The following is a 21,261-nucleotide window of genomic DNA, read 5'->3' as shown; positions in this document are numbered from 1 at the left end:
ACGGAAGGTAGGGCAAAGCATGACGGTGGGGCGGGGCGTTAGCCGGGGAGCGGCGAGAGAGCCGCAGGAAGGCGACTGGACGAGCAGGCGGATAACCGATCGCCTGTGGAAGTTCTACCGGGAGAAGACCAGCACCAAAGCCCTGACTCGCCTTGAGTTTGTCGAGCACATCGCCTACCTGCTCTTCCTCAAGATCGACCATGAGCACACCCTGCGTCCCGGGCGGTTCGCCAAACTGCCTATCGCCCCGGCCGGCACCTGGCCCAAACTTACCGACCTCAACGGCGAGGACCTGCACACCTTCCTCACCCGCCTGTTGCGTGAGCTCGGCGCGCCCAACCCGGTCGACCCGCGCAGGGCCACCGCGAGCGTCCTCTTTTGTGACGCCCAGCCCTGGAACATCGACCGGATGTCCGAGCTCAGACGCCTCATCGTCGAGGAGTTCGCCCCGTACCAGTGGACCGCTGTCCCCCAGGGCGCCCTGGGTGAGGCGTTCTCCTCCATGCTCGCCGAGTGTCGCGAGGACTTCCTCACCAAGCGGCAGACCGGGCAGATCCTCACCCCGCCTCCGCTTCTCGCCGTCGTCGCGAAAGCGCTCGCCGTCACGGGCGAGGACAGAGTGATCGACGCGGCCGGCGGCCTCGGCAGCACGCTCATCGCAGCTCACCGGGAGATGGCCGCCTCCGGCACGTACGTCGACTCGACGGCCATCGCGGCTGCCGACATCGACGCCCAGATGTGCCGGTTCGCCACCATGAACATCCTGCTCAACACCGGACGCGTCCTCTCGGACATGCCGCCGGTCTTGCGCGCCGACTCCCTCAAGGCCAAGGGCGTCGCCACCCGCCGGTACCACCGGGACGTGGCTGCGACCGTGGCCATCTGCAACCCCCCGTTCAAGAGCGGCGACATCGTTCCCGACACCGACCAGCGCGACGACTTCTGGGCACAGAAAGCGGACCTGCCGACCAACTTCCTCCAGCACTTAGCCATCACGCTGCCTCAGGGCGCACGGGCTGCGGTCTTTGTCCCCGACGGTGTCCTCTTCGGCAGTGGTGCCGCTGCCACCGTCCGCGAAGCCCTGCTCAAGAACTGCGACGTCCACACCCTGCTGCGGCTCCCCACTGGCATCTTCCACGGCACCAACTCCAAGTCGAACATTCTCTTCTTCACCAAGTCCGTTCCTCGACCAACCGGCGATCCCGCCACGCGCGCGCTATGGGTGTATGACGCCAGGACCGACAACCACCACACGGACACCGGCAGGCCCCTCATGGAGGACGACTTCGCGGACTTCCTCGCCGCCTACCGGCCCGGCGAGAGCGACCATCGAGGGCGCATACCGTCCCCGCGCTTCCGCCGGTACCCGGTGGATGAACTTCTGGAGAGGCCGAGTGTCAGCCTGGACCTGAAAGCCAATCTCGCCGCGACCCTTGACGATTTCGGTTCTCCTGGAGAGATCGCCTTGTCCATCGCTGACCACCTCGACGAGGCGGGCAAGCGCTTCCGCGCGGTGGCGGAGAGCCTCGCGTAAGCGGGATGCGAGGGGCCGCGGCGGACAGCGACGACGCACAAGGCCCGGGACGACCATCCAGGAGAGCGCGGAACTATGCGAGGCCCTGGTATCCCGCTCCCGAGCGCGACACGTCGGCCGATTCCGCTTGTAGCAGAGCGTGACTGTGTCGAACAGGGGGAGAGGCGGGCAGTATGCACCACGGGTGAGCCGTGGGGTTTGCTGTCTTGCGGCGGGTGTGCCGGGTGGGCCGTCTCCTGCTGTAGGCGCCTAGGGTGCCCCGAAGCCGTGCGGTACGTACCGCACGGCACCGTGGTTGCCGGGGATCGAGGAGGACGGAGAGGGACGCAGCAGGATGCGAATGTCCGCCTCTGTGACGTTTCCGCAGGTGAGAGGCGTCACCCTTTTGGGTTCGAGTCCCACCCGCCCCACCGAGCATCCCCGGGCAGAATCGTTCTGGCCTGGGGATTCGTGTTTTCCGGGGCTTTCTGCGTGAGACGGACCGGGGGAAGTCGCACCGCTGCCTCGTCCGGCCCGGTCTCGTGAGGGCCGAACCCCCTCCGGCCGGCCGGCGACCACCGCTCCGGGGCCGTGCCGCAGCACGGGCCGCCCGGCCCGTCGCCCCCCTGCCGCTACGATGGGACTCGTTTGTCCGCAGGGAGTTGAAGATGCCGAGCCGTCGCCCGGAGGGGACCGCCTCCGGCACGTCGTGGAACCAGACGTTCAGTCACTCGATGTGGCGGGCGAACAACTCCGTGGGCCGTGCCCTGAACGAACGGCTGCGCCCTCTGGGCGTCACGATGACGCAGCTCGGGATCGTGATGACGCTCGATCAGTACGGGCCGCTGTCCGGCGCGGATCTGGCCCGTGGGCAGAACATCACGCCGCAGAGTGTGACGACGGCGCTCGCGCATCTCGAGCGGATCGGGTGGATCGAGCGGCATCCGCACCCGGTGCACAGACGGGTCGTGCTGGTCGAGCCGACCGAGGCCGGGCGGCGGGGCATGGCCGAGGGGCGGCGGCTCGTAGAAGGTGTCGTGGAGCGACTCTCCGATGTGGTCGGCGGGCCCGAGGAGCTGGACCGTCTGACGCTCGGTATGCGTCGCATCGCCATCGCTCTCGACGGCCCCGACTCCCCGGTGGCCCGTATGTGGCCCGACCCGCCCGCCGCCGGCTGAGACTTCTCCGGCGTCGGACCGCCCGGTGGGGTCCATGACGGACGGTCGCCGTGCACGATCGGCGCCGGCGGCCGGCGGCCGGCGAGCCCACGGACCGTACGGCCCCTGCCGCACTCGACGGACGTACGGCCCCTGTCCCTTTCCACGGACGTACGGACGCTGCCGTTTTCCACGGACGTACGGCCCCTGCCCCTTCCTCGGAACGTAACGCCGCTTTCCCGCGCCCCGTGTCCTGCCCGCGAGCGGGGAAGTCCGCATCCGTCTATCTCAGCCATTTGGGACTATGACAGGCAACTGATAACTTGGCCGCCGCGTTCGATCAGGAGGTCCGTCTCACCCATGACCGCGATATCCGCCGCCCACCGCCCCGTCCAGCGCCCGGTACTGACCACAGTGCTGGCGTGTCTCGGGATGTTCGCCGCCTACGTGCCCATCGGCAGCGTCTCGGTGTCGCTGTCGCGTATCCAGCAGGGGCTCGACGCCTCCACATCCGACCTGCAGTGGGTCTCCGACGCGTTCATCCTGCCGATGGCCGCGCTGATCCTCACCTTCGGTCTGATCGGTGACCTGTACGGCCGCAAGAAGGCCTATCTGGCGGGCATGTTCCTGTTCGCCGCCGGCTCGGTGGTCTCCCTCACCGCGCACAGCGTCCCGCAGGTCTGGGCGGGCCAGGCCGTCGCCGGCGCCGGTGCCGCGGCTCTCGCCTCCTCCACGCTCGCCCTGATCAGTCACGCCTACCCGGACTTCCGCGCCCGCGCCAAGGCCATCGGCGCCTGGGCCGCCTCCCTCAGCATCGGCATGGCCCTCGGCCCGCTGATCAGCGGCGTCATCCTGGAGCACGCCGACTGGCGCTGGATCTTCCTGCCGGCCGCCGTCATCACCGCCGTCACCGGGCTGGTGGCCGTGCGGATGCTGGAGGACTCGCGTTCCGCGCACGGCCGCGCCATCGACGTCCCCGGCCAGATCGCCGCGATCGTCTTCATCATCGGTCTGATCTACGGGGTGATCGAGGGAGGCGGGACCGGCGGCTGGAGCCAGACCAAGGTCGTCGTCGCGTTCGCAGCCGCGGGCCTCGGTCTGATCGCCTTCATCGTCGCCGAGCTGCGTTCCGCCTCGCCGATGCTCTCCCTGAAGCTGTTCGCGGTACGTCCCTTCACCGGCGCCGGCGTCGTCAACGCGGTCGTCATGTTCGGGATGATCGGGTCCGTCTTCACCCTCAGCCTCTTCTTCGGCAGCGTCCAGCAGCTCTCCGTCCTCGACATCGCCTGGCGGATGCTGGTCTTCAACGGCGTCTCCGTCCTCACCGGCCCGTTCGTCGGCCGTCTGATGGGCAAGGTCGCGCCCGGCGTACTGCTGAGCGTCGGCCTGTTCGGCGTCGGCGGTGCCATGCTGTGGCTGACCGGTCTGGAGACCGACTCCGGGTTCGGCGCGATGGCCGGTCCGCTCGCGCTGTTCGGCCTCGGTATGGGTTTCGTGATGACGCCGATCAGTGCGGTCGCCGTCGGCAGCGTGCCGCATCACCTGGCGGGGATGGCGGGCGCGGGGAACAACACCCTGCGCCAGCTCGGCGGCGCGCTCGGCCCCGCCGTCCTCGGTGCCGTACTCACCAGCCGGATCACTTCCGCGCTGCCCGGACACCTCGCGGACTCCGGACTCTCCGCCGCCGACCAGCAGCGGGTGGGCGACGCCCTCGCGAAGGGCGGCGTGGGCGCCGCGGGCCACCTCGGGCTCGGCCCCGGGGCGACCGGCCCCGCGCGCGGCGCGATCGGTGCGAGCTTCACCGACGCCGTCCACGTCTGCATGACCGTCGGCGCGGTCGGAATGCTGGTGGCCCTGATCGCAACGGCGACTCTGATCGGTTTCCGCCGCACGCGGCCGGCCGCACCGGCCGCCGAACCGGTCACCCCCTCGAAGCCTTCGCCGGCACCCGCCCCGGAAGCGGCCGTCGGCACGGAGACGGCCGTCGGCACGGAGGCGGCCGTCGGCACGGGGGCGGCCGTCGGCACGGGGGTGGACCAGGACGTCCAGGCCTCCGGTCAGGTAACCGTCCAGGATGTCCAGGCCCCCGGTCAGGCACCCGTCCCGGCCGGACCCGCCCTTCACGGACGCATCCGCAGTTCCGGCGGCGCCTCGCGCCCCACCGTCACCCTGATCTCCCTGACAGGGCGTCAACTTGGCCGGGCCGAGGCCCGTTCCGACGGCGGCTACGAGCTCGCCGTGCCCGGTGCCGGGACCTACGTACTGATCGCCGCGGCCGACGGGCTCCAGCCGCAGGCGGCCACCGTCACCGTCGGTGAGGAGCCGCTCGCCCACGACATCGTGCTCTCCGCCGGGCCGGGTCTGAGCGTCGTCGTCAGTGGTGCCGACGGCCGGCCGGTCGCCGCCGCCACGGTGATCGTGGCCGATGTGCGCGGCGAGGTGCTCGGCACCGGACAGACCGGAGCCGACGGGGAGTTCACCTTCGGAGGGCTGCCCGTCGGCGAGTTCACGGTCGCGGTGAACGCCGCGGGGCACCGGCCGGCCGCCCATCCCGTCACGATCGGCGCCGGCGGCTCGGGCCGGGTGGAGATCGCCCTCGTCGCGGGCGCCCGGCTCCAGGGAGCTGTGCGGGCGGGCGCCGGCCGGCGCCCGCTGCCGGACGCCCGCGTCACGCTCATCGACGCCGCGGGCAACGTCGCCGCGACGGCCACCACCAGCGCGGACGGCGCGTACGCCTTCGCCGATCTGGACGCCGGTGAGTACTCCGTCGTCGCCAGCGGGTACCCGGCTGTCGCCACCGCGCTGCACGTGACGGGCTCCGGTGTCGACGACGTCGACATCGAGCTGTCCCACCCGGCGTTCTGAGTCCTGCCCGCGCGGCGGCCACCGCGTCCTGCGCCTGGTCCGCGCGGCCGTGGAGCTGTCGGCCTCGACCACAAACTTCGACCACGACCACGATCACGACCACGAGCTCGACACCTGGAGGGCCTCGGTCCCTTCACCGGTTTCCCGCGGACCGGCCGGAAGGGACGGCGGCCCTCCTCACCCTCCCTGGGCTGGCTGATTGACGAGGAAGCGGCTGAGGAACTCCCGGGTCCGGGGATGCGTCGGGTGGTCCAGTACCTGTTCCGGTGTGCCGTTCTCCAGGACGTGGCCTGCGTCCATGAAGATCACCCGGTCGGCGACCTCGCGGGCGAAGGTGATCTCGTGGGTGACGACGAGCATGGTCAGGCCGTCGTGGGCGAGGTCCCGCATCGTGGCGAGCACCTCACCGACCAGCTCCGGGTCGAGTGCGCTGGTGGGCTCGTCGAAGAGCATCAGCTTGGGCCGCATGGCCAGTGCCCTGGCGATGGCGACTCGTTGCTGCTGTCCACCGGAGAGCTGGCGCGGATAGACGTCGGCCTTGTCGCTGATTCCCACCCGGTCGAGCAGAGCCAGGGCCCGTTCCCGCGCCGCGTTCCTGCGCTCACCGAGCACTCCGGTGGGGGCCTCGACGAGGTTCTCCAGCACGGTCAGGTGCGGGAAGAGGTTGAAGTGCTGGAAGACCATGCCGATGTCGCGGCGCTGCCGGGTCACCTCGCGGGGCTTGAGGTGGCGGGTTCCGGTGCTCGTCCTCTGGAAGCCGATCAGTTCGCCCCCTATGTGGATGGAGCCGCCGTCGGGAACCTCCAGATGGTTCAGGCACCGCAGGAAGGTCGACTTGCCGGAGCCCGACGGGCCGAGGAGGACGACGACCTCCCCGCTGTCCACGGTCAGGTCGATGCCTTTGAGTACTTCCAGGTCGCCGAAGTGCTTGCGCACCGCGCGTGCCACCACGAGAGGGTGCTGTTCGGTGTGTCGGGTGTCGGTGGTCACTTCTTCTCCTCCTCGGTCACCGGCGCGGTGGCTGTGTCGTGGGTGACGGCGCCCGGGCGGCGCCGGCGGAAGAGCGCGAAGTCCCAGAAGCTCTGCCGGGGCGAGCGGTTCGCGCCGCGCGCGTAGTAGTGCTCGATGTACGACTGCCCGACGTAGAGGACGGAGGTCATCACCAGGTACCAGAGGCAGGCCACGATGAGCAGCGGGATGGTCTGGAAGGTGCGGTTGTAGATCGACTGCGCGGTGTACAGCAGGTCGGCGAGCGCGATGACGCTCACCAGCGACGTCGCCTTCAGCATGTTGATGACCTGGCTGCCCGTCGGCGGCACGATGAAGCGCATGGCCTGGGGCAGTACGACTCGCCGGAGGACCCGGGCCGGGCTCATGCCGAGGGCCGAGGCGGCCTCGCTCTGCCCCTGATCGACGCCCAGCAGACCGCCGCGGACGATCTCCGCCATGTAGGCGGCCTCGTTGAGGCCGAGCCCGAGGATGGCTGCGAGGAACGGGGTGATGAGGGAGTTGGTCTCTCCGCTGACGAACGACGGCCCGAACGGGATGCCGAGGGAGATGTTCGGGAGCAGCGCGGACATGTTGTACCAGAGGACGAGTTGCACCAGCACGGGCACGCCTCGGAAGAACCACACGTAGACGCCGCAGACAGTGCTGAGCAGCCGGTTGTCCGACATCCGGCCGACGGCGATGAGCACACCACCCACGATGCCGATGAGCATGGCGATGACGGTGAGTTCGATGGTGGTGGCGATGCCGCGCCCGATGACGCCGGCGTTGAAGTAGCTGGCGACCACGTCCCATTCGAAGTTCTCGTTGGTGGCGAGGAAGTGTGCCAACTGGGCGAAGAGCACGGCGATGACGAGGACCGCGATGACGCGCAGCGGGTGCCTGACGGGGGTGGCACCGGCCACGTCCACGTCTTCGGGCGCGAGGGGGCCGTTGGCTGTTCCCTGATCGTCGCCGAGATGTGGGTCCTTGCGCTTGCTGGTCATGGTGGCCATGTCGGCTCACCTCCTGTCATGGCTGGGGCGGGAAACTGGGGCTGGAACCGGGCTGGGACGGAGAAGGGGCAGGGGGTGTGCGGAGGACCGTCATGACGGGGCGAGGTTGATGCCCGCGGTCTTGATCTCGTTCGCCCTCAGGCCCCACTTGTCCATGATCTTGTGGTAGGTGCCGTTGTCGATGAGCCTCTGCAGGGCCTCCTTCAGCACACCGCCCAGCGAGGATTCCTGGGGCACGACCGCACCCTGGTAAAGGGTGTCGAAGCCGTTGCTCTTGCCGACGCCGGTGAGTTCGAGCTGGTCCTTGGCCTGGGCGGTGAAGTACGTGAGCGGGGCCTGGGAGGAGAAGAAGGCGTCGGCGCGGCCGGAGCGGACCGCGAGGATCGAACTGGGCTGGTCCTTGTAGGACTGCACGTTGACCGCGGGCTTGCCCTCCGCACGGCACTTCGGGATCTGCTCCTTGGCGACGCCCTCGGCCGATCCTCCGGACATCACCGCGATGCGCTTGCCGCAGGTGCCGGCGAGCGACTCGATGTGCTTCGGGTTGCCCTTGGGAACGGCGAAGACAACGAACTCCTGTACCCAGTCGACGAAGTCGTTGGAGGTCTGGCGCTCCTTGAAGTCACCGACCGGGCCGAGGGCGAAGTCGAAACGCCCGGCCTTGATCCCGGTGAGTTGGGAGGGCAGGCCGTCCGCTGTCACGTGCGATATGCGCACGCCCAGCAGGTGTCCGAGCGCCGTGGACAGGTCGGCGGAGGCGCCGGTGAGGCTGTGCCCGTCCGATCCGGCGATCTCGTACGGCGGGAAGGAGCCGTTGTTGACCGAGATCAGTTCGCCGCTGGCCCGGTTCTTCGCGGGCAGTTTGGCGTGCAGGGCTGGATCGAGGGGCTGCTTGAGATCTACCGCCGTCTGCTGGGCGCTGTTCTGTACGGAGTCCTCCGCCCCCGGCGGGTTTGCGCCGCAGGCGGTGAGGACGGTGCCCGTCACAAGGGCGAGCACGGCCGTGAGGGCGGATGTCCCGCGCGGACGTGGTGTCTTCATCGGGTCTCCTCCGGAGGTGGGGCGGGAGTCGGGAGTTGCCGGCGCGTGGTCTCAGGCGACGGACGGGACCGCTGCCGGCGTGCCGCCCACCGTTCCCAGCGGCCGTACCCGGGGGTCCACGGCGAAACGCCGGTTGGCCATGACGGGGAGGGCCTGCCGCGCCTGAGCGATGATCGACGGATCGGCCTCCGCCCAGGCGAGGCCGGGGGAGGAGCCGAGGCGGCTGCGCACGGTGCCCAGCGGGTCGACGACGAGGCTGTTGCCGATGTTCCGCGGACCGCATTCACCGCTGGCCGCGACCCAGCACGTGTTCTCCAGCGCGCGAGCGGCGATCATGATCTCCCAGTGGCGCTCCTTGCCGGGGCCGCGCACCCAGGCCGCCGGCAGTGCCAGCACCTCGGCACCGGCATCGGCGAGCAGCCGGGCCATTTCCGGGAAACGTACGTCGTAGCACGTCATCAGCCCCACCCGGGTACCCGCGATGTCGACGGTGACGGGCGGTGCGTCGGACGGCCGCACGTTCTCCGACTCCTGGGTGCCGAACGCGTCGTACAGGTGCAGCTTGCGGTAGACGGCGATGAGTTCGCCGTCGGACAGCACCACGAGGGTGTTGTGGACGCGTCCGTCGTCGGAGGGTTCGTGGATGCCGACGACGACCGCGGTTGAGCCGCCCCGGGTCGCCTCGCGCAGTCCGGTGACGAAGGGGCCGTCCAGCGGCTGCGCCACCTCACGGATGCGGTGGCGGTCCTCGGTGAACCGGGCGAGTACGCCCTCCGGCAGGACCAGGAGGTCGGCACCGCCGGCCCGGGCCCGGGCGGTGAGGGAGCGGCATGCTTCGAGATTCGGCTCCCAGTCGGGGGAGGCGGCGAACTGGCCGGTGGCGATACGCAACGGAGACTCCAGTAATTGAGCGGTGGTTGAGGGCCGACGACCGGTTCAGCGGGCCGGTGGCGTCGCCGGGACAGGGGGGTGGGCGGGAAAGAGCACCGACGGGTCGATGGGGTCCGGCCAGACGCCCTGGGCGTGCAGTTCCTCGCAGAAGGCCCGCACCATGGGCGCGTTGGCGGCCTCGCCGTAAGGCATCCAGTCGTCACCGCCGAACCTGTGGGCCGTGTCGAGGAGTTCGTCGAGCAGCCAGGGCGTGGTGTCGGCGAGCAGGCGCCGCCGCTCCACCCAGTGCCGCTTGGACCTCTCCAGCGCATCGAGCACGGCGGCGGGCAGCCACGGGTGGGCCCGGACCGTCTCCCGCTTGAGAGTGACCAGGTGGATACCGGGCACGAAGCCCGTGTCGGCGAGGTATTCGCGCTCGGCGGCGCGGTGGTCGGCGAGCAGATGGCGGAACCGGTTGTGGGCGGTGAACATCTCGGTCGGCATGAACGGGGTGAAGACGGCGTCCAGCCGCCCGGCGGCCAGCTCCTCCTGGAGGCTCGTGCCGTCGGCCATCGCCGAGACGTTCGCCGGCAGCGGGCGGGAGCCCAGCCGGTCCTTACCGCTCTCGCCCTCGGTCAGCGGGCCGACCCGCCACTCGATCCCAGTGAGATCGACACCGGCGCCGCGCAGCAGCGCACGGGTCCAGGTGTTCCCCGAGTCGGGCCAGCCGGTGAGGCCGATCCGGGCGCCCTTCAATTCCAGGAGGGAGGTGAACGTGCTGTCCCGGCGTACGAGAACGCACCGGTGGCGGAAGCCGCGCATGACAAATACCGGAAGGCCGAACAGGCGGTCGTCGCCGGCCGCACGTGCCTGGGCATAGCGGCTGAAGGACGTCTCGCCGCCGTCCAGCACGGATTCGGTCAGCACATCCGGAGTGACTTCCCGCAGGTCGAGCCGGAGGGACCAGCCGGGGGTCGGTACGGCGCCGGACAGCAGCGGAGTCAGGTGGTCCCAGTCCCTGAGGCCCAAACGGATTTCGGGTTGTTGCACGTTGTTCCTCTCAGCGGTCTCTCGCGGACGGACGGAGAGCGAGCCGGTCAGGGATGCGGGCCGCGCAAGGGGCGCGTGGCCCGGATCCGCTCGTGCCGTTCGAGGCGGTAGTGCCGTGGGATACGGCGCCACGCGAGGTTCTCCGACGAGCGCGATGAACAGGACGATATGTTCAGCATGCTGAGCGAACAAGGGGGATTTTGTTATTGAACATAACTCGCCACCCGCTGTAACGTCTGCCGAGCGCCCGGTCGCCGCCGGGCGGGCGGCCGTAGCCGGTCTGAAAGGATGGCGGGATGCCCAAAGACACCGACGGAGCGGCCGACCCCGCGGCACCGTCCGTCCCCGCCGTTCCCCGGGCGCGGACGGAAGCCGGCCGGGCGGCGCTGTCCGCCGCCGAACTGGTTCTCCGGCTTCCCGATGTGACCGCACGCGGAATCGCCGCGTCCATGACCGAGCTGATCCGCTCCGGCGGGCTGTCACCGGGCATCACGCTGCCCACCGTGCGCGCCCTGGCCACCGCCCTGGGTGTCAGCCCCGCCACTGTCGCCCAGGCCTGGAGCCAGCTGCGGGCCCACCGGATGATCACCACCTCCGGCCGCCGCGGAACCACGGTGAGCGGTCCGCCGACCGTCCCCCACCCCACCCGTTTCGAGCGAGTGGGGCACCTCGGTGACCGGCTCTCCCTGGACCTCGCCATCGCGGCGCCCGATCCGGCACTGTTGCCGCCACTGGCCGACGCGCTCCTCGCCGCGGCGGGCACCCCCCAGCTCAACGACTACTCCCGCACCCCCATCACGCCCCTTCTCGAGGAAGCCGTGCGAGAGGAATGGCCCTTCAGGGCCGAGGCGTGGACGGCGGTCGGCGGCGGATACGAGGGCATCGAACTGCTCTGCCGCGCACTGCTCGTCCCCGGTGACCGGGTCGCCGTCGAGGAACCGACAACGGCCCGTCTGCTGGACATACTTGACGCGTTCGAGGCCGAGAAGGTCCCTGTGGCCTGCGATGACGACGGCCCGCTGCCCGACTCCCTCGATGCCGCCCTGCGCTCCCGGCCCGTCATGTTCCTGTATCAGCCCCGCGCGCAGGCGCCGTGCGGCTGGACGATCACGGAAGACCGCGCTGACCGACTGGCCGCCCGACTGGCTGCCGCCCCCAACGTCCTGCTCGTCGAGGACGACGGCATCGGAGCACTGGCCCAGCGCCCGGCCGCGAGCCTCGCCGCGCGTCTGCCCGAACGTTCGGTGCTCGTCCGCTCCTATTCGAAGTCGTACGGTCCCGATCTCCGGATCGCGGTGGTCGGCGGTGCCCGTGAGATGGTCGAGAAGATCCGGATCCTGCGGACGTACGGCATCGGCTGGACCAGCCGCATCCTGCAGGACGCGCTCGCGTACCTCCTCACCGACGCCACCACCACCGAACTGGTCGCCGCCGCGGTCCGGCGCTACACGCACCGCCGGGAGGCGCTGGCCCAGCGGCTCACCGAACGCGGTGTCCCGACGGCCAACCGGGACGGGCTCGGTCTGTGGGTACCGGTGGCTGACGAGACGTCAGCGCTGGTGACGCTGGCGGCGCGTGGAGTCAGCGTTTCCCCCGGCAGCCGCTTCGTCGTCGCGCCGGCGCCGCAGGCGCATGTGCGGGTGGCGACGAGCAAACTCGTCGAGGACACGGCCACCCTCGACGAGATCGCCGATCTTCTCGCCCGGGCGGCCATGACGGCGGACCCCCTGCACTGAGCTGCGGCACGGCCCCGTCGCCGGGCCCCTGCGGCACGGGAGCCCCTGTTCTCGCTGATGCCCGAATCACCGAGGGCACAGGGCAGGGGGCAAGGGGCGGCCGTGAGCGCCTCGCACCCGCGGGCACGCTGTGGGGCGCGAGGGAGCGGTGCGCTCACCTCGTCCTGGCGCGCGTGGAGCGGTGCGCTCACCTCGTCCTGGCGCGCGTGGAGCGGTGCGCTCACCCCGTCGCCGTGGGGAGAGCGGCGAGGAATTCCCGGACGTGGCCGAGCCAGGTCGCCCGGTCCGTGGCGCTCAGGACGTGGGCTGCGCCGGGCAGTTCGACCAGCCGGGCGCCCGGGATGCCGGCCGCCAGCCGGTGCGAGCTCTCGGGCAGCACCAGCCGGTCGCCGGTCGGCGCCACCACCAGGGTGGGTGCGGACACCTTCGACAGGTCGCCGCGGACGTCCACACGCGACACCAGGTCGAAGTGGGCCGGCATCCCCGGCGGTATCGCGTTCCGGGTCCGGGCGGCCGGGTCGTCGAGGTCGGCGGGTTCGAGGCCCGCCAGCTCCGCCGGGGACATGCAGGACAGGAGGGCGAACCGCGCCAGGTCGTCCCAATGATCCGAGGCCGCGAGGGATTTGATCAGCCGGGCGGCGAGGTCCAGGACGGGGTCGGCCGTGGGGAAGCCGGCGGTGAGGACCAGGGCCCGGACACGGTTGGGGTGCCGTGTGGCGATCCGGACGGCCACGGCGCTGCCCAGGGACTCCCCGAGGACGGCGAACGTGTCCTGCCCGGCTGCGACGGCCGCCGCGACAAGCCGGTCGGCGAGGTCGTCCAGCTCCAGCGGTTCGGTGGCTGCCGGGGAGCCGCCCGCTCCCGGGTAGTGCGGGCCGACGAGGGTGTGGTCCCGGGCGAGATCGTCGAGAACGAGGCCGAAGTTTCCCTCGATGCCGCCACCGGCGCCGTGGGCGAGCAGGAGTGCGGGGCCGCTGCCCTGCACGAGAACGTCGAGCTGCGGGGTGAGAAGTGTGTGGTCAGTGGTCATGCGGCCGACGCTAAACTCCGACATCAGTGTCAGAGTCAAGTGACGGCGTGCACAAGGGGAACGGGTGGGGGCGGGCGGCAATGCGCATGAAGGAGATGGTGCGGCGCACCGGGGTCCATGAGCGGTTGCTGCGCTACTACGAGCAGCAAGGGCTGCTGACGCCCGAGCGGCTGCCCAGCGGCTACCGTGTCTACGGCGAGCCGGACGTAGAGACGGTACGCCGCATCCGCTGCCTGCTGGCGGCAGGCCTTCCGACGGCGCTGATCGCTCAGGTTCTGCCGTGCATCCGGACGGACGACGAACGCCTCGTGCCCACCTGCCCGGACCTGCTCGGCCGGCTCCGTCGGGAGGGCGAGCGAATCACCCGCGCCATCGAGGACCTGGAGGCGTCACGCTCGATGCTCGACACCATCATCGCCGCCGCACCCCCTGAGGGCGCCGGGACTCCCGGGCCGCCTCGGCCGGGCGCGAGCCACAGCCGTCGAGGCTTCGGTGAAGCGGTGAACGGGACCGGGGCACGGACTGCGCCGGGTCCTGACCGCGCGGGCCGGAAGGTGTTGTCCTGATCGCGGCTCCGGCTACGGCTACCGGCTACCGGCAGCCTTCGTACGCCGTCAGTGCATGCCTTGACCCGTCCGTGCGCGCCTTGTGCGGGCGGGTGCCGCGTTACGCCCGGAGCCGGTTCCCCGGTAGCTGCGCCGCGCGTCTCCGGGCGCGGGCGCAGGCGCAGACGTCCGTGACCGTATCCGGGGGTGGTGGTTCAGGCACCACCCCCGGATACGGTCACCGGTGGTCTTGGTTCAGGACTGGCTCACCTCGGCCGAGAACCAGTCGACGCTCATCTCCGCCCCGGAGGTGATGTCGGCACCGGGGGAGGTGCAGCCGCAGACCTTGTCCGGATACGAACCACCGATCGCCACATCGAAGATGGCGAAGAACCCGTGGTCGACGGCGGCCTTCCAGGTCGCGTCGGACACCTCGTTCTGGTTCACCGCGAAGGTCTGGACGCCGTCCAGGTAGAAGCGCAGCTGCTCGGCCGTGGCGTCCCGGCGGTCGACGGTCACCGAGTACGTGTGGTAGCCGGACTGGCAGCCGTCACAGGCCTGCAAGTCACTGCTGATCCCGTCCGGATCGTGGCACTCGCCCGCCCACTCGCCGCAGTGGAAGGTGGTGGAGTGCTGGCTGAGCGCGTTGACGTCCTCCATGATGTCCAGCTCGCCGATGCGGGGCCAGTTGGTGGCCCCGGCAGGGCGGGCGTCGGCGCCCATCGCCCAGAAGGCCGGCCAGTAGCCGAGTCCGCTGGCGGGGTCGGGCTGTTTCAGGGAGGCGCTGAGCTGCATCTGCCCGCCCTCCGGTGCGGCGAAGTCGGTGCGCTGGGTCTCCACCCGGCCCGACGTCCAGTGCCCCGAGTCGTCCCGTATGGGCTTGATCACCAAGTGGCCCGAGCCGTCCTGGTAGACGTTGTCCGTCGAGTCCGTGGATGTCTCGATCTCGCCGGTGCCCCAGTTCGCGGCGCCGCCGGGGTAGCTGGTGCCGATGTCGTAGAGCCAGTCGGCTGTGTTGAGTCCCGTTCCACTGGCACCGTCGAAGTCGTCCCTGAACATGGTGGTCCAGTCGGCGTCGGCGTCGGCGGTACCGGCTCCGGCGGCCGGCTCGGCGGCCGCCGCGGTGCCGGAGAGCCCGGCGGGACCCGCCGGGCCCATGAGGCCGGCCAGTGGCAGACAGAGTGCGAGTGCGGCGAGCGCGACCGGCAGACGCCGTCGGGTGCGGTGCCCGGGGCTGGAAGGGAGACCCGGGGAGGTGCCGAAGAAAGCGATCCTGTTCATGGGGGGCTGCTTCCGTGGGGGTGGGGGGAGAGGCGGCTGAGAGCGCTCTCAACCGTCTTGCGAACGACTGTCGGGCACGGTGGCTGACCCCGTCAAGGTGCTTGCCGCGTTCACTTCCCGAAGCCAACTGGGCCGAAGTGCAGGCCCAGTTGGCAAACGGAATTCAGTTGTGGATGCGGTGGGGGCTGTGTGTGGTGAAGTGTGTTCAAGCCGCGGAGGCCGCTCAGGCCAGTTCGATGCGCACCTGGTGCCGCCCCTCCAGGTCCGCGGGCGCGGTGGTGCGTCGGCGGCCGTCGAGCGTGGACGACACGACGCGGTGGCCGGCTCCGGTGAGGGTGATGTCGAGCGTCGCCTCGCGGTAGGGCAGGTCGCGCAAGGTCACGGGGCCCCAGCCCGGCGGCAGGCTCGGGGCGAACCGCAGGCGGTCCCGCTCGTGGGAGATACCGAACACGCCCTGGTGGATCAGCCGCAGGTAGCCGGTGGCCGACCAGGTCTGGTCCGGCTCCGAGCCCCACTGCCGCCCGTTCTGCCAGCCGCCGTCCACCTCACCGGTGCCGGCGTTGTGGATCTCCCAGAAGTGGCCGTCGCGGTGCTCCAGGCCGGCGATGTCGGTGACCGCCTGCGCCAGCAGGTCGGTGCGGCCGCCGACGGCGGCCGCGTGCCCCCACATGCCGACCGTCATCGGCCACACGGTCACGTTGTGCCGGCCCGGGTGCGCGTCGTCGAAGCGGGAGAAGTGCGGCCAGACGTTCACGACACCGTGCGGTTCGTGATGGGTGGTGCCGAGCAGTGCGCGTACCTGCTGACGTGACGCCACCCCGCACAGCACGGCGAACGCCAGCCCGTTGGCCTCCTGGTACGTCTCCAGCCGGCCGGCGTGCTCGCCCGTGCCGTGGATGAAGTACCCGTAGCCGCCGGCGCCGGGCCGCCGCAGGTGTGCGTTGATCGCGGTGCGCAGCCGCGCGGCGGCCACCCGGAAGCCGGCCGCCGTACGCCGGTCGCCGGTCTCGTCCGCCATCTCGGCGCAGGCCAGATACCCCGCGTGGAAGAGGCAGTTGGTGGACAGGCACATCATCCTGTCCGTGCCGGGGTGGTCGAGCACGAACGACGAGGTGTTGTCGGGGTCGTACGGCGGGCTGGGGTAGCCGGCGATACCGTCCTGCAGGAACGCCGGGCCCTCGAACAGCCCGTACTTCTCGTTGAAGTGCTGGGACCGGTCCGCGCGCAGGGTGTTGGCGGCGGCCTGGTAGGCGTCGGTGAGGAAGTCCCGGTCCCCGGTGGTCAGGTAGTGCTGCCAGGCGGCGACCGCCCACACGATCTGGTCCCACCACTGGTTGTCCTGCTGGACGATCAGCGTGCCGTCGTCCTGCCGCCGGCACACCGCCCACAGCGTGTTGCGGGCTACATCGGGCGACAACAAGCTCGCGGCGTTCCACGAGTTGACCGAGGCGTCCCGGGTCCACGGCTGCTCGTAGCCCCCGCCGGCCCGGATGAACGTACCGGGGGAGTCCGTCATCAGGCCGGTCTGGTTGTACTGCGCCGGATCGTAGGGAACGGTGTTGATGTCCAGCAGGTTCGTCAGCGCCGACCGGTACGCGCCGCCCAGCAGCGCGTCCTGGCCGCCGCCGAACTCGATGGCGGGCCGTCCTCCCGTCGCGCGCCGCGGCGCCGCGTAACCTGGCGCACCGCCCGCGGCCGCTCCCGCCGCGACCAGCCCTGCCACGGTGCCTGCCCGGATCAGCTGCCTGCGTGACAGCCCACTCCGACTGTTCCGCCCGCTCTGCTGCTCATGCGAACCCATGACGCCTCCGCCCGTTGGACAACGTTGTCAATCGCCTTCCAAGAGGGGGATGGTTCCCTGCGTGGATGGTGCTGTCAATGAGTCGCGTGAACGCTGTTACCGAAGTGGCGGTACCAATTCGGCCTGCCCTGGGGGGAATCACGCCGCGAACGAAGAACGGCCGCAGCCGGTGGGGGCTGCGGCCGTCCGCTGTTGTCGCTCAGTCCCCCAGCGGGTCCTGCTCCAGCGCCGTGAGGACGGCCAGTGGCGTCGCCGCCGCCCAGGCCTGCGGGGAACAGGAGTGGGGATAGGGCACCGGGCGCGGGTGGTCGGCGCGGCCGTAGCCCGCCATCACCTCCGGCAGCCGGTCCCCGTGGTGCGCCGCCGCGTCCAGCAGGCCGGCCGCGACCGTGCGGGCCTCGTCCGCCAGTCCGCAGCGGGCGAGACCCAGCACGGTCACGGCGTTGTCGTGCGGCCAGCAGCTGCCCCGGTGGTACGAGAGCGGGTGATAGCCGGGCTGTCCGGAGGCCAGGGTGCGGATGGCCCAGCCGGAGAAGAAGTCCGGTTCCAGCAGGCGCCGCCCCACCCGGTGGGCGTGGGCCCGGTCGAGGATCCCCGACCACAACAGGTGGCCCGCGTCGGAGGCGAGGGAGTCGACCTGCCGGCCCCGGCCGTCCAGCGCGAGTGCGGGGAAGTCGGGGCCCGGCATCCAGAAGTCCCGCAGGAAGCGCTCCCGCAACGCGGCCGCCGCCGTGTCCAGTTCGTCGGCCCAGCCTGCGTCGTCCCACACCGTGCGGGCCAGTCGCGCGGTTCGCACCAGCGCGTCGTACGCGTAACCCTGCGCCTCCGCGACCGCGATCGGCCCCTCGGCCTGGGTCCCGTCCAGGAAGCAGACCGCCCCGGCGGAGTCCTTCCAGTTCTGGTTGACCAGCCCTTCGGCGTCGGGCGTGTAGACCAGGTACCCGCCGTCGTCCAGGCCGCCGTCCCGGAACATCCACGCCACGGCCGCACGGGCCTGCGGCTCCAGCCGCGCGGCGAGGGTGTCGTCGCCGGTGGTCCGGGTGTAGCTGTCCAGGAGCACCAGGAACAGGGGGGTCGCGTCCACCGAACCGTAGTAACGGCCGTACGGAACCTGGCGGAAGTGCGCCAGTTCGCCGTGCCGGATCTCATGGACGACACGCCCCGGCTGCTCTCCCCGGTACGCGTCGTACGTCCTGCCCTGCGTCGCCGCGAGCGCGCCGAGCGTGCCCGCCGCGAGCTCGGGCCGGTAGGGGAGCGCGAAGAGGGAGGTGAGCAGGGAGTCGCGGCCGAAGAGGGTGAGGAACCAGGGCACTCCGGCGCCCGGGACCGTCAGATCCTCCCCGTCCGGACCGGGCGCGGGGACCCGCAGCGCCGCGAGGTCGCTCAGCCCCCGCGCGCACGCGGCCGCCAGCCCGGTGGGTGCGTCGGCGGGCATGGGCAGGGGCGCGTCACCGACGAAGCCCGCGATGCGGGCCGCACGGTCCGCGGCGGCCTGTGCGGGCACGACGGCGGGTGCCGGGACGGCCGGTGTCCCGTGCGGGTGTGCCATGACCGTGAGCAGGAGTTCCGCCGTGCCGTGCGCGGGCAGGTCGAGCCGCCACTCCAGCCGGTGGGCCGTCTCCCGCCCCTCGACCGCCCCGGCCGCCGACGGGGCCGGCACCGCCGACACGGCCGTACGGGAGAGCCAGTCACCGCGCGCGTAGACGAAGTCGACCCCGTCGGGCCGGACGACGGCGGTGCGGGAGGCGCCGTCCTTGGCGTACTGCCGCCCGTCGGAGCGCAGTTCGAACTGGTCGGCGAAATCGCAGTCCACGCTCAGGGCGACCCGTGCGGTGGTGGCCCGCGCACGGTTGCTGACCAGCAGGAGCCGCTCCGTGAGCCCCCCGGGAACGAGTGCCTGTTCGCGGAAGACGGTGTAGCCGGGGGGCTCGTCGCGCGTGCCCGGCGGGGTCAGCACGCAGCGCGCGGAGTCCTCACCGGCCGACGGGACCAGGACACCGGGCGCCGAGCCGCCGACGGTGAGGGACCACAGGCTCAGATGGCGCGCGTCGCGCAGGAACAGTCCGTCGGGCGAGGTGCCGTGGCTGCCGGTGACACCGCCGTCGGCGCCGACGACGGCGAAGACGCCGTCACGGACCAGCGTGGTCGTCCCGGCCGCGCCGCTCATGCCGGCACCCCGTCCGAAGCGGCTTCGCCGCGGGCGGCACTCTGTCCGGATTCGCGAGCGGCCAGCAGGTCGAGGGTGAGAGCGGCCGTCCACCCGAAGTCGCGGGTGCCCCGGGCCTGCCCGGTGAACGGGTCGACGTACTCGGCGAAGTCGCCGGCCTGCGCGGCGGCCAGCATCGCGGCCCGCAGCCGGTCCGCAGCCACCGTGCGCCCGTGCTGCCGAAGGCCGCGCTCCAGCAGCCAGTTGGTGTTGAACCAGGCCGGTCCGCGCCAGTAGCGGGAAGGATCGAAGGCATGGCCGGTGAGGTCGTACGAGGGGGCCATCGGGATCCTGCCGAGCCGGAAGGCGTCACCCGCCGCCGTGTCGACCAGCGCGTCCACGATCTCCTGGGGGAGTCCGGGGACGATGAGCGGGATGATCCCGGCGACACTCCGTTCGGCGACGAGATGACCGCCGACCAGGTCGCGGCTGAGGAACATCCCGTCGGCCGGCGACCACAGCCGCTCCACGAGCGCCCCGGTCAGGCGTGCCGCCCGCTCCTCGTGCGGTGCGGGGTCGCCTCCGGTCTCGGCGGCGATCCGGGCGAGCGCGTGCTCGGAGACGATGAGCAGGGCGTTGACGCAGGGGTCCTCGACCGCGAAGGCGTGGCCGGCGCCCGCGTCCGCGTACCCGCTGTCGCGGTAGTCGGCGGCGAGGCGGACGTAACGGCCGTAGTCCAGGTCGGTGGGGCGCTCGGCCGGCTGCCCGTGATCGAGGTCGGCGCGCCGGTAGGAGCCGGGCGCGGCCGGGTCGACACGGTCCAGTGGGCCGTCCCAGCAGGGGCTGTTGTCCATCCCCGGTTCCCACGGGTGCACCATCGCCGCCAGGCCGCCGCCGCCCAGATCGCGGGGGCCGGTGAGGTAGTCGTGCCAGGCCGCGAGGCGGCCGTACACCCGGGGCAGGAAGCCGCGGCGGCGGGAGGCCTCGGGGTCGGCGCTGTGCACCAGCCAGGCGGCGAGCGCGTGCACCGGCGGCTGCACGATTCCGGAGGTCTCGGTGCCCGCCGGTGCCCCGGCCGCCGCGCCGGCGCGGGAGGAGCGCCAGAAGTCGGGGCTGGGGAAGTAGGCGTCGAGGGGGACCGCCGGGCTGAACACGATGTGCGGGACGCGCCCGTCGGACCACTGGGCGCCGAGCAGCGTCTCCAGTTCGCGCTGGGCGCGCCGCACCGAGAGGTGGCGCAGGCCGATGGCGATGAACGCCGAGTCCCAGCTCCACTGGTGCGGGTAGAGCCCTCGGGAGGGGACCGTCGAGCCTCCCGTCCAGTTCGACAGCAGGACCCGTGCCGCGCCGCGCCGGAGCGTCAGGGCATCGGCGGCGGCGGGCACGGGGGTTTCGAGCAGCGAGGTCATGCTCCGGACCTCCGCAGGAACGCGGGGATGGAGCGGACCGCCGCGAGGGGGTCGCCGGTCAGCCGGCACTCGACGGCGAGGTAGCCGTCGTAGCCGATGCTGTGCAGCGCGCCGAGCCAGGCCGGCCAGTCCAGGTGACCGGCGCCCGGCTGGAACCGGTTGGAGTCGCTGACCTGGGCGTGGCCGACGTAGGGGGCGGCGGCGAGGATCGAGGCGGACGGGTCGGTCTCCTCGATGTTCATGTGGTAGCTGTCGATGCCGATGCGGACCGAGTCCAGCCCCACCGTGCGGATCAGGTCGGCGGCCTGCTCCAGCCGGTTCACCATGTGGTCCTCGTACCGGTTCAGCGGTTCCAGGTAGAGGGTGACGCCCTCCCGCCGGGCGTGCTCGCCGAGCTCGGTGAGTCCGGCAAGCAGTACCTCCCGGTCCTGCTCCTCGGTGCGCGGCGGCTCGAAGGGCGGCAGCCGTCGCGAGAACATCCCGTACGAGGCGGGGGTCTGCACACCGAGCGCGCCGATCTCGGCCGCCACGCTCAGCTGCGATTTCATCTGCTCCAGGGCGTCCCGGCGTAGATCCTCGTCGAAAGCGGCGAAGAAGTGCAGCATGTCGACGCAGACGGTCGGCATGACGACGCCGTCGGCGCGTGCCTGCTTCAGCTCGGGCAACCGGTCGCGGAACCGGAAGTCGCCGGCCGAACGCAGTTCGACGGCGTCGTAGCCGGCGTCCTGGGCGAACGCCCATTTCTCCTGGAGGGTGTCGCCGGGGAGCAGCTGTTCCTGGCAGGCGGTCTTCAGCATGGGGGGCCTTTCGGCGC

The 21,261-nt window shown here is 71.3% G+C and carries 15 protein-coding genes and 1 pseudogene; 5 read left to right on the top strand and 11 right to left on the bottom strand.

The window, feature by feature from the left end:
• Positions 1–19 precede the first annotated feature (19 nt).
• From ACFVJX_RS04315 to ACFVJX_RS04305, 3 genes are all read left to right on the top strand, one after another.
• A complete protein-coding gene (locus ACFVJX_RS04315) occupies positions 20–1,534 on the top strand; it encodes a class I SAM-dependent DNA methyltransferase (protein WP_384124108.1) in 1,515 nt (504 codons plus the stop codon).
• A gap of 647 nt (positions 1,535–2,181) precedes the next feature.
• Positions 2,182–2,691, top strand: coding sequence for a MarR family winged helix-turn-helix transcriptional regulator (locus tag ACFVJX_RS04310; RefSeq protein ID WP_384124110.1), 510 nt, complete (start codon positions 2,182–2,184; stop codon positions 2,689–2,691).
• A 339-nt stretch (positions 2,692–3,030) separates the two neighbouring features.
• Positions 3,031–5,535, top strand: coding sequence for an MFS transporter (locus ACFVJX_RS04305; protein ID WP_384124112.1), 2,505 nt, complete (start codon positions 3,031–3,033; stop codon positions 5,533–5,535).
• Positions 5,536–5,712: 177 nt separating this feature from the next.
• Here ACFVJX_RS04305 and ACFVJX_RS04300 read toward each other — a convergent pair whose 3' ends face one another.
• The 5 genes from ACFVJX_RS04300 to ACFVJX_RS04280 form a co-directional block, all read right to left on the bottom strand.
• Positions 5,713–6,525, bottom strand: coding sequence for an amino acid ABC transporter ATP-binding protein (locus tag ACFVJX_RS04300; RefSeq protein ID WP_384124114.1), 813 nt, complete (start codon positions 6,523–6,525; stop codon positions 5,713–5,715).
• Positions 6,522–7,538 carry an amino acid ABC transporter permease gene (locus ACFVJX_RS04295; RefSeq protein ID WP_384124117.1) on the bottom strand — a complete coding sequence of 339 codons (1,017 nt, stop codon included), beginning with the start codon at positions 7,536–7,538 and terminating at the stop codon, positions 6,522–6,524. Before ACFVJX_RS04295 ends, ACFVJX_RS04300 begins: the two co-directional genes overlap by 4 nt.
• Before the next feature lie 90 nt (positions 7,539–7,628).
• Complete coding sequence (locus ACFVJX_RS04290) at positions 7,629–8,579, bottom strand: ABC transporter substrate-binding protein (protein ID WP_384124119.1); 951 nt, start codon at positions 8,577–8,579, stop codon at positions 7,629–7,631.
• Positions 8,580–8,630: 51 nt separating this feature from the next.
• Positions 8,631–9,470: a deaminated glutathione amidase gene (locus ACFVJX_RS04285; protein WP_384124121.1), complete on the bottom strand. Its 840-nt coding sequence runs from the start codon at positions 9,468–9,470 to the stop codon at positions 8,631–8,633.
• A gap of 45 nt (positions 9,471–9,515) precedes the next feature.
• Positions 9,516–10,499, bottom strand: coding sequence for a hypothetical protein (locus ACFVJX_RS04280; protein WP_384124123.1), 984 nt, complete (start codon positions 10,497–10,499; stop codon positions 9,516–9,518).
• A 296-nt stretch (positions 10,500–10,795) separates the two neighbouring features.
• Between ACFVJX_RS04280 and ACFVJX_RS04275 the strand changes: the two genes are divergently transcribed.
• Complete coding sequence (locus ACFVJX_RS04275; protein ID WP_384124125.1) at positions 10,796–12,235, top strand: aminotransferase class I/II-fold pyridoxal phosphate-dependent enzyme; 1,440 nt, start codon at positions 10,796–10,798, stop codon at positions 12,233–12,235.
• A gap of 220 nt (positions 12,236–12,455) precedes the next feature.
• Here the strand turns inward: ACFVJX_RS04275 and ACFVJX_RS04270 are convergent, their stop codons facing one another.
• On the bottom strand, positions 12,456–13,265 hold the full coding sequence (locus tag ACFVJX_RS04270) for an alpha/beta fold hydrolase (RefSeq protein WP_384124127.1): 810 nt from the start codon (positions 13,263–13,265) through the stop codon (positions 12,456–12,458).
• Between the two features lie 80 nt (positions 13,266–13,345).
• Here ACFVJX_RS04270 and ACFVJX_RS04265 point away from each other — a divergent pair.
• A pseudogene (locus ACFVJX_RS04265) lies at positions 13,346–13,714 on the top strand (MerR family transcriptional regulator); the annotation flags it as partial.
• 351 nt (positions 13,715–14,065) lie between these two features.
• Here the strand turns inward: ACFVJX_RS04265 and ACFVJX_RS04260 are convergent.
• The 5 genes from ACFVJX_RS04260 to ACFVJX_RS04240 all read right to left on the bottom strand — a co-directional run bounded on the left by ACFVJX_RS04260 (position 14,066) and on the right by ACFVJX_RS04240 (position 21,244).
• The gene (locus ACFVJX_RS04260; RefSeq protein ID WP_384124129.1) at positions 14,066–15,091 is read right to left on the bottom strand and encodes a glycoside hydrolase family 16 protein; all 1,026 of its coding nucleotides are present in this window, start codon (positions 15,089–15,091) and stop codon (positions 14,066–14,068) included.
• A gap of 223 nt (positions 15,092–15,314) precedes the next feature.
• A complete protein-coding gene (locus ACFVJX_RS04255) occupies positions 15,315–16,892 on the bottom strand; it encodes a hypothetical protein (RefSeq protein WP_384124131.1) in 1,578 nt (525 codons plus the stop codon).
• A 199-nt stretch (positions 16,893–17,091) separates the two neighbouring features.
• Positions 17,092–19,059, bottom strand: coding sequence for a glycogen debranching N-terminal domain-containing protein (locus ACFVJX_RS04250; RefSeq protein WP_384124133.1), 1,968 nt, complete (start codon positions 19,057–19,059; stop codon positions 17,092–17,094).
• Positions 19,056–20,447, bottom strand: a complete 1,392-nt coding sequence (locus ACFVJX_RS04245) for a trehalase family glycosidase (RefSeq protein ID WP_384124135.1) — start codon at positions 20,445–20,447, stop codon at positions 19,056–19,058. Before ACFVJX_RS04245 ends, ACFVJX_RS04250 begins: the two co-directional genes overlap by 4 nt.
• Positions 20,444–21,244: a sugar phosphate isomerase/epimerase family protein gene (locus ACFVJX_RS04240; protein ID WP_384124137.1), complete on the bottom strand. Its 801-nt coding sequence runs from the start codon at positions 21,242–21,244 to the stop codon at positions 20,444–20,446. The genes ACFVJX_RS04245 and ACFVJX_RS04240 overlap by 4 nt, the downstream gene beginning before the upstream one ends.
• Between the last annotated feature and the right edge of the window lie 17 nt (positions 21,245–21,261).

It is taken from the genome of Streptomyces sp. NPDC127177, from assembly GCF_042672475.1.
GTDB lineage: Bacteria > Actinomycetota > Actinomycetes > Streptomycetales > Streptomycetaceae > Streptomyces.
Note: the sequence above shows the minus strand (reverse complement) of the source record. Positions and strands in the feature narration are given on the sequence as shown.

Excerpts from the sequence above, each read along its gene's own strand:
- ACFVJX_RS04315 (WP_384124108.1), top strand. The coding sequence starts at position 20 with ATGACGGTGGGGCGGGGCGTTAGCCGGGGAGCGGCGAGAGAGCCGCAG.
- ACFVJX_RS04310 (WP_384124110.1), top strand. The coding sequence starts at position 2,182 with ATGCCGAGCCGTCGCCCGGAGGGGACCGCCTCCGGCACGTCGTGGAAC.
- ACFVJX_RS04305 (WP_384124112.1), top strand. The coding sequence starts at position 3,031 with ATGACCGCGATATCCGCCGCCCACCGCCCCGTCCAGCGCCCGGTACTG.
- ACFVJX_RS04295 (WP_384124117.1), bottom strand. The coding sequence starts at position 7,538 with ATGGCCACCATGACCAGCAAGCGCAAGGACCCACATCTCGGCGACGAT.
- ACFVJX_RS04290 (WP_384124119.1), bottom strand. The coding sequence starts at position 8,579 with ATGAAGACACCACGTCCGCGCGGGACATCCGCCCTCACGGCCGTGCTC.
- ACFVJX_RS04275 (WP_384124125.1), top strand. The coding sequence starts at position 10,796 with ATGCCCAAAGACACCGACGGAGCGGCCGACCCCGCGGCACCGTCCGTC.
- ACFVJX_RS04270 (WP_384124127.1), bottom strand. The coding sequence starts at position 13,265 with ATGACCACTGACCACACACTTCTCACCCCGCAGCTCGACGTTCTCGTG.
- ACFVJX_RS04260 (WP_384124129.1), bottom strand. The coding sequence starts at position 15,091 with ATGAACAGGATCGCTTTCTTCGGCACCTCCCCGGGTCTCCCTTCCAGC.
- ACFVJX_RS04255 (WP_384124131.1), bottom strand. The coding sequence starts at position 16,892 with ATGGGTTCGCATGAGCAGCAGAGCGGGCGGAACAGTCGGAGTGGGCTG.
- ACFVJX_RS04250 (WP_384124133.1), bottom strand. The coding sequence starts at position 19,059 with ATGAGCGGCGCGGCCGGGACGACCACGCTGGTCCGTGACGGCGTCTTC.
- ACFVJX_RS04245 (WP_384124135.1), bottom strand. The coding sequence starts at position 20,447 with ATGACCTCGCTGCTCGAAACCCCCGTGCCCGCCGCCGCCGATGCCCTG.
- ACFVJX_RS04240 (WP_384124137.1), bottom strand. The coding sequence starts at position 21,244 with ATGCTGAAGACCGCCTGCCAGGAACAGCTGCTCCCCGGCGACACCCTC.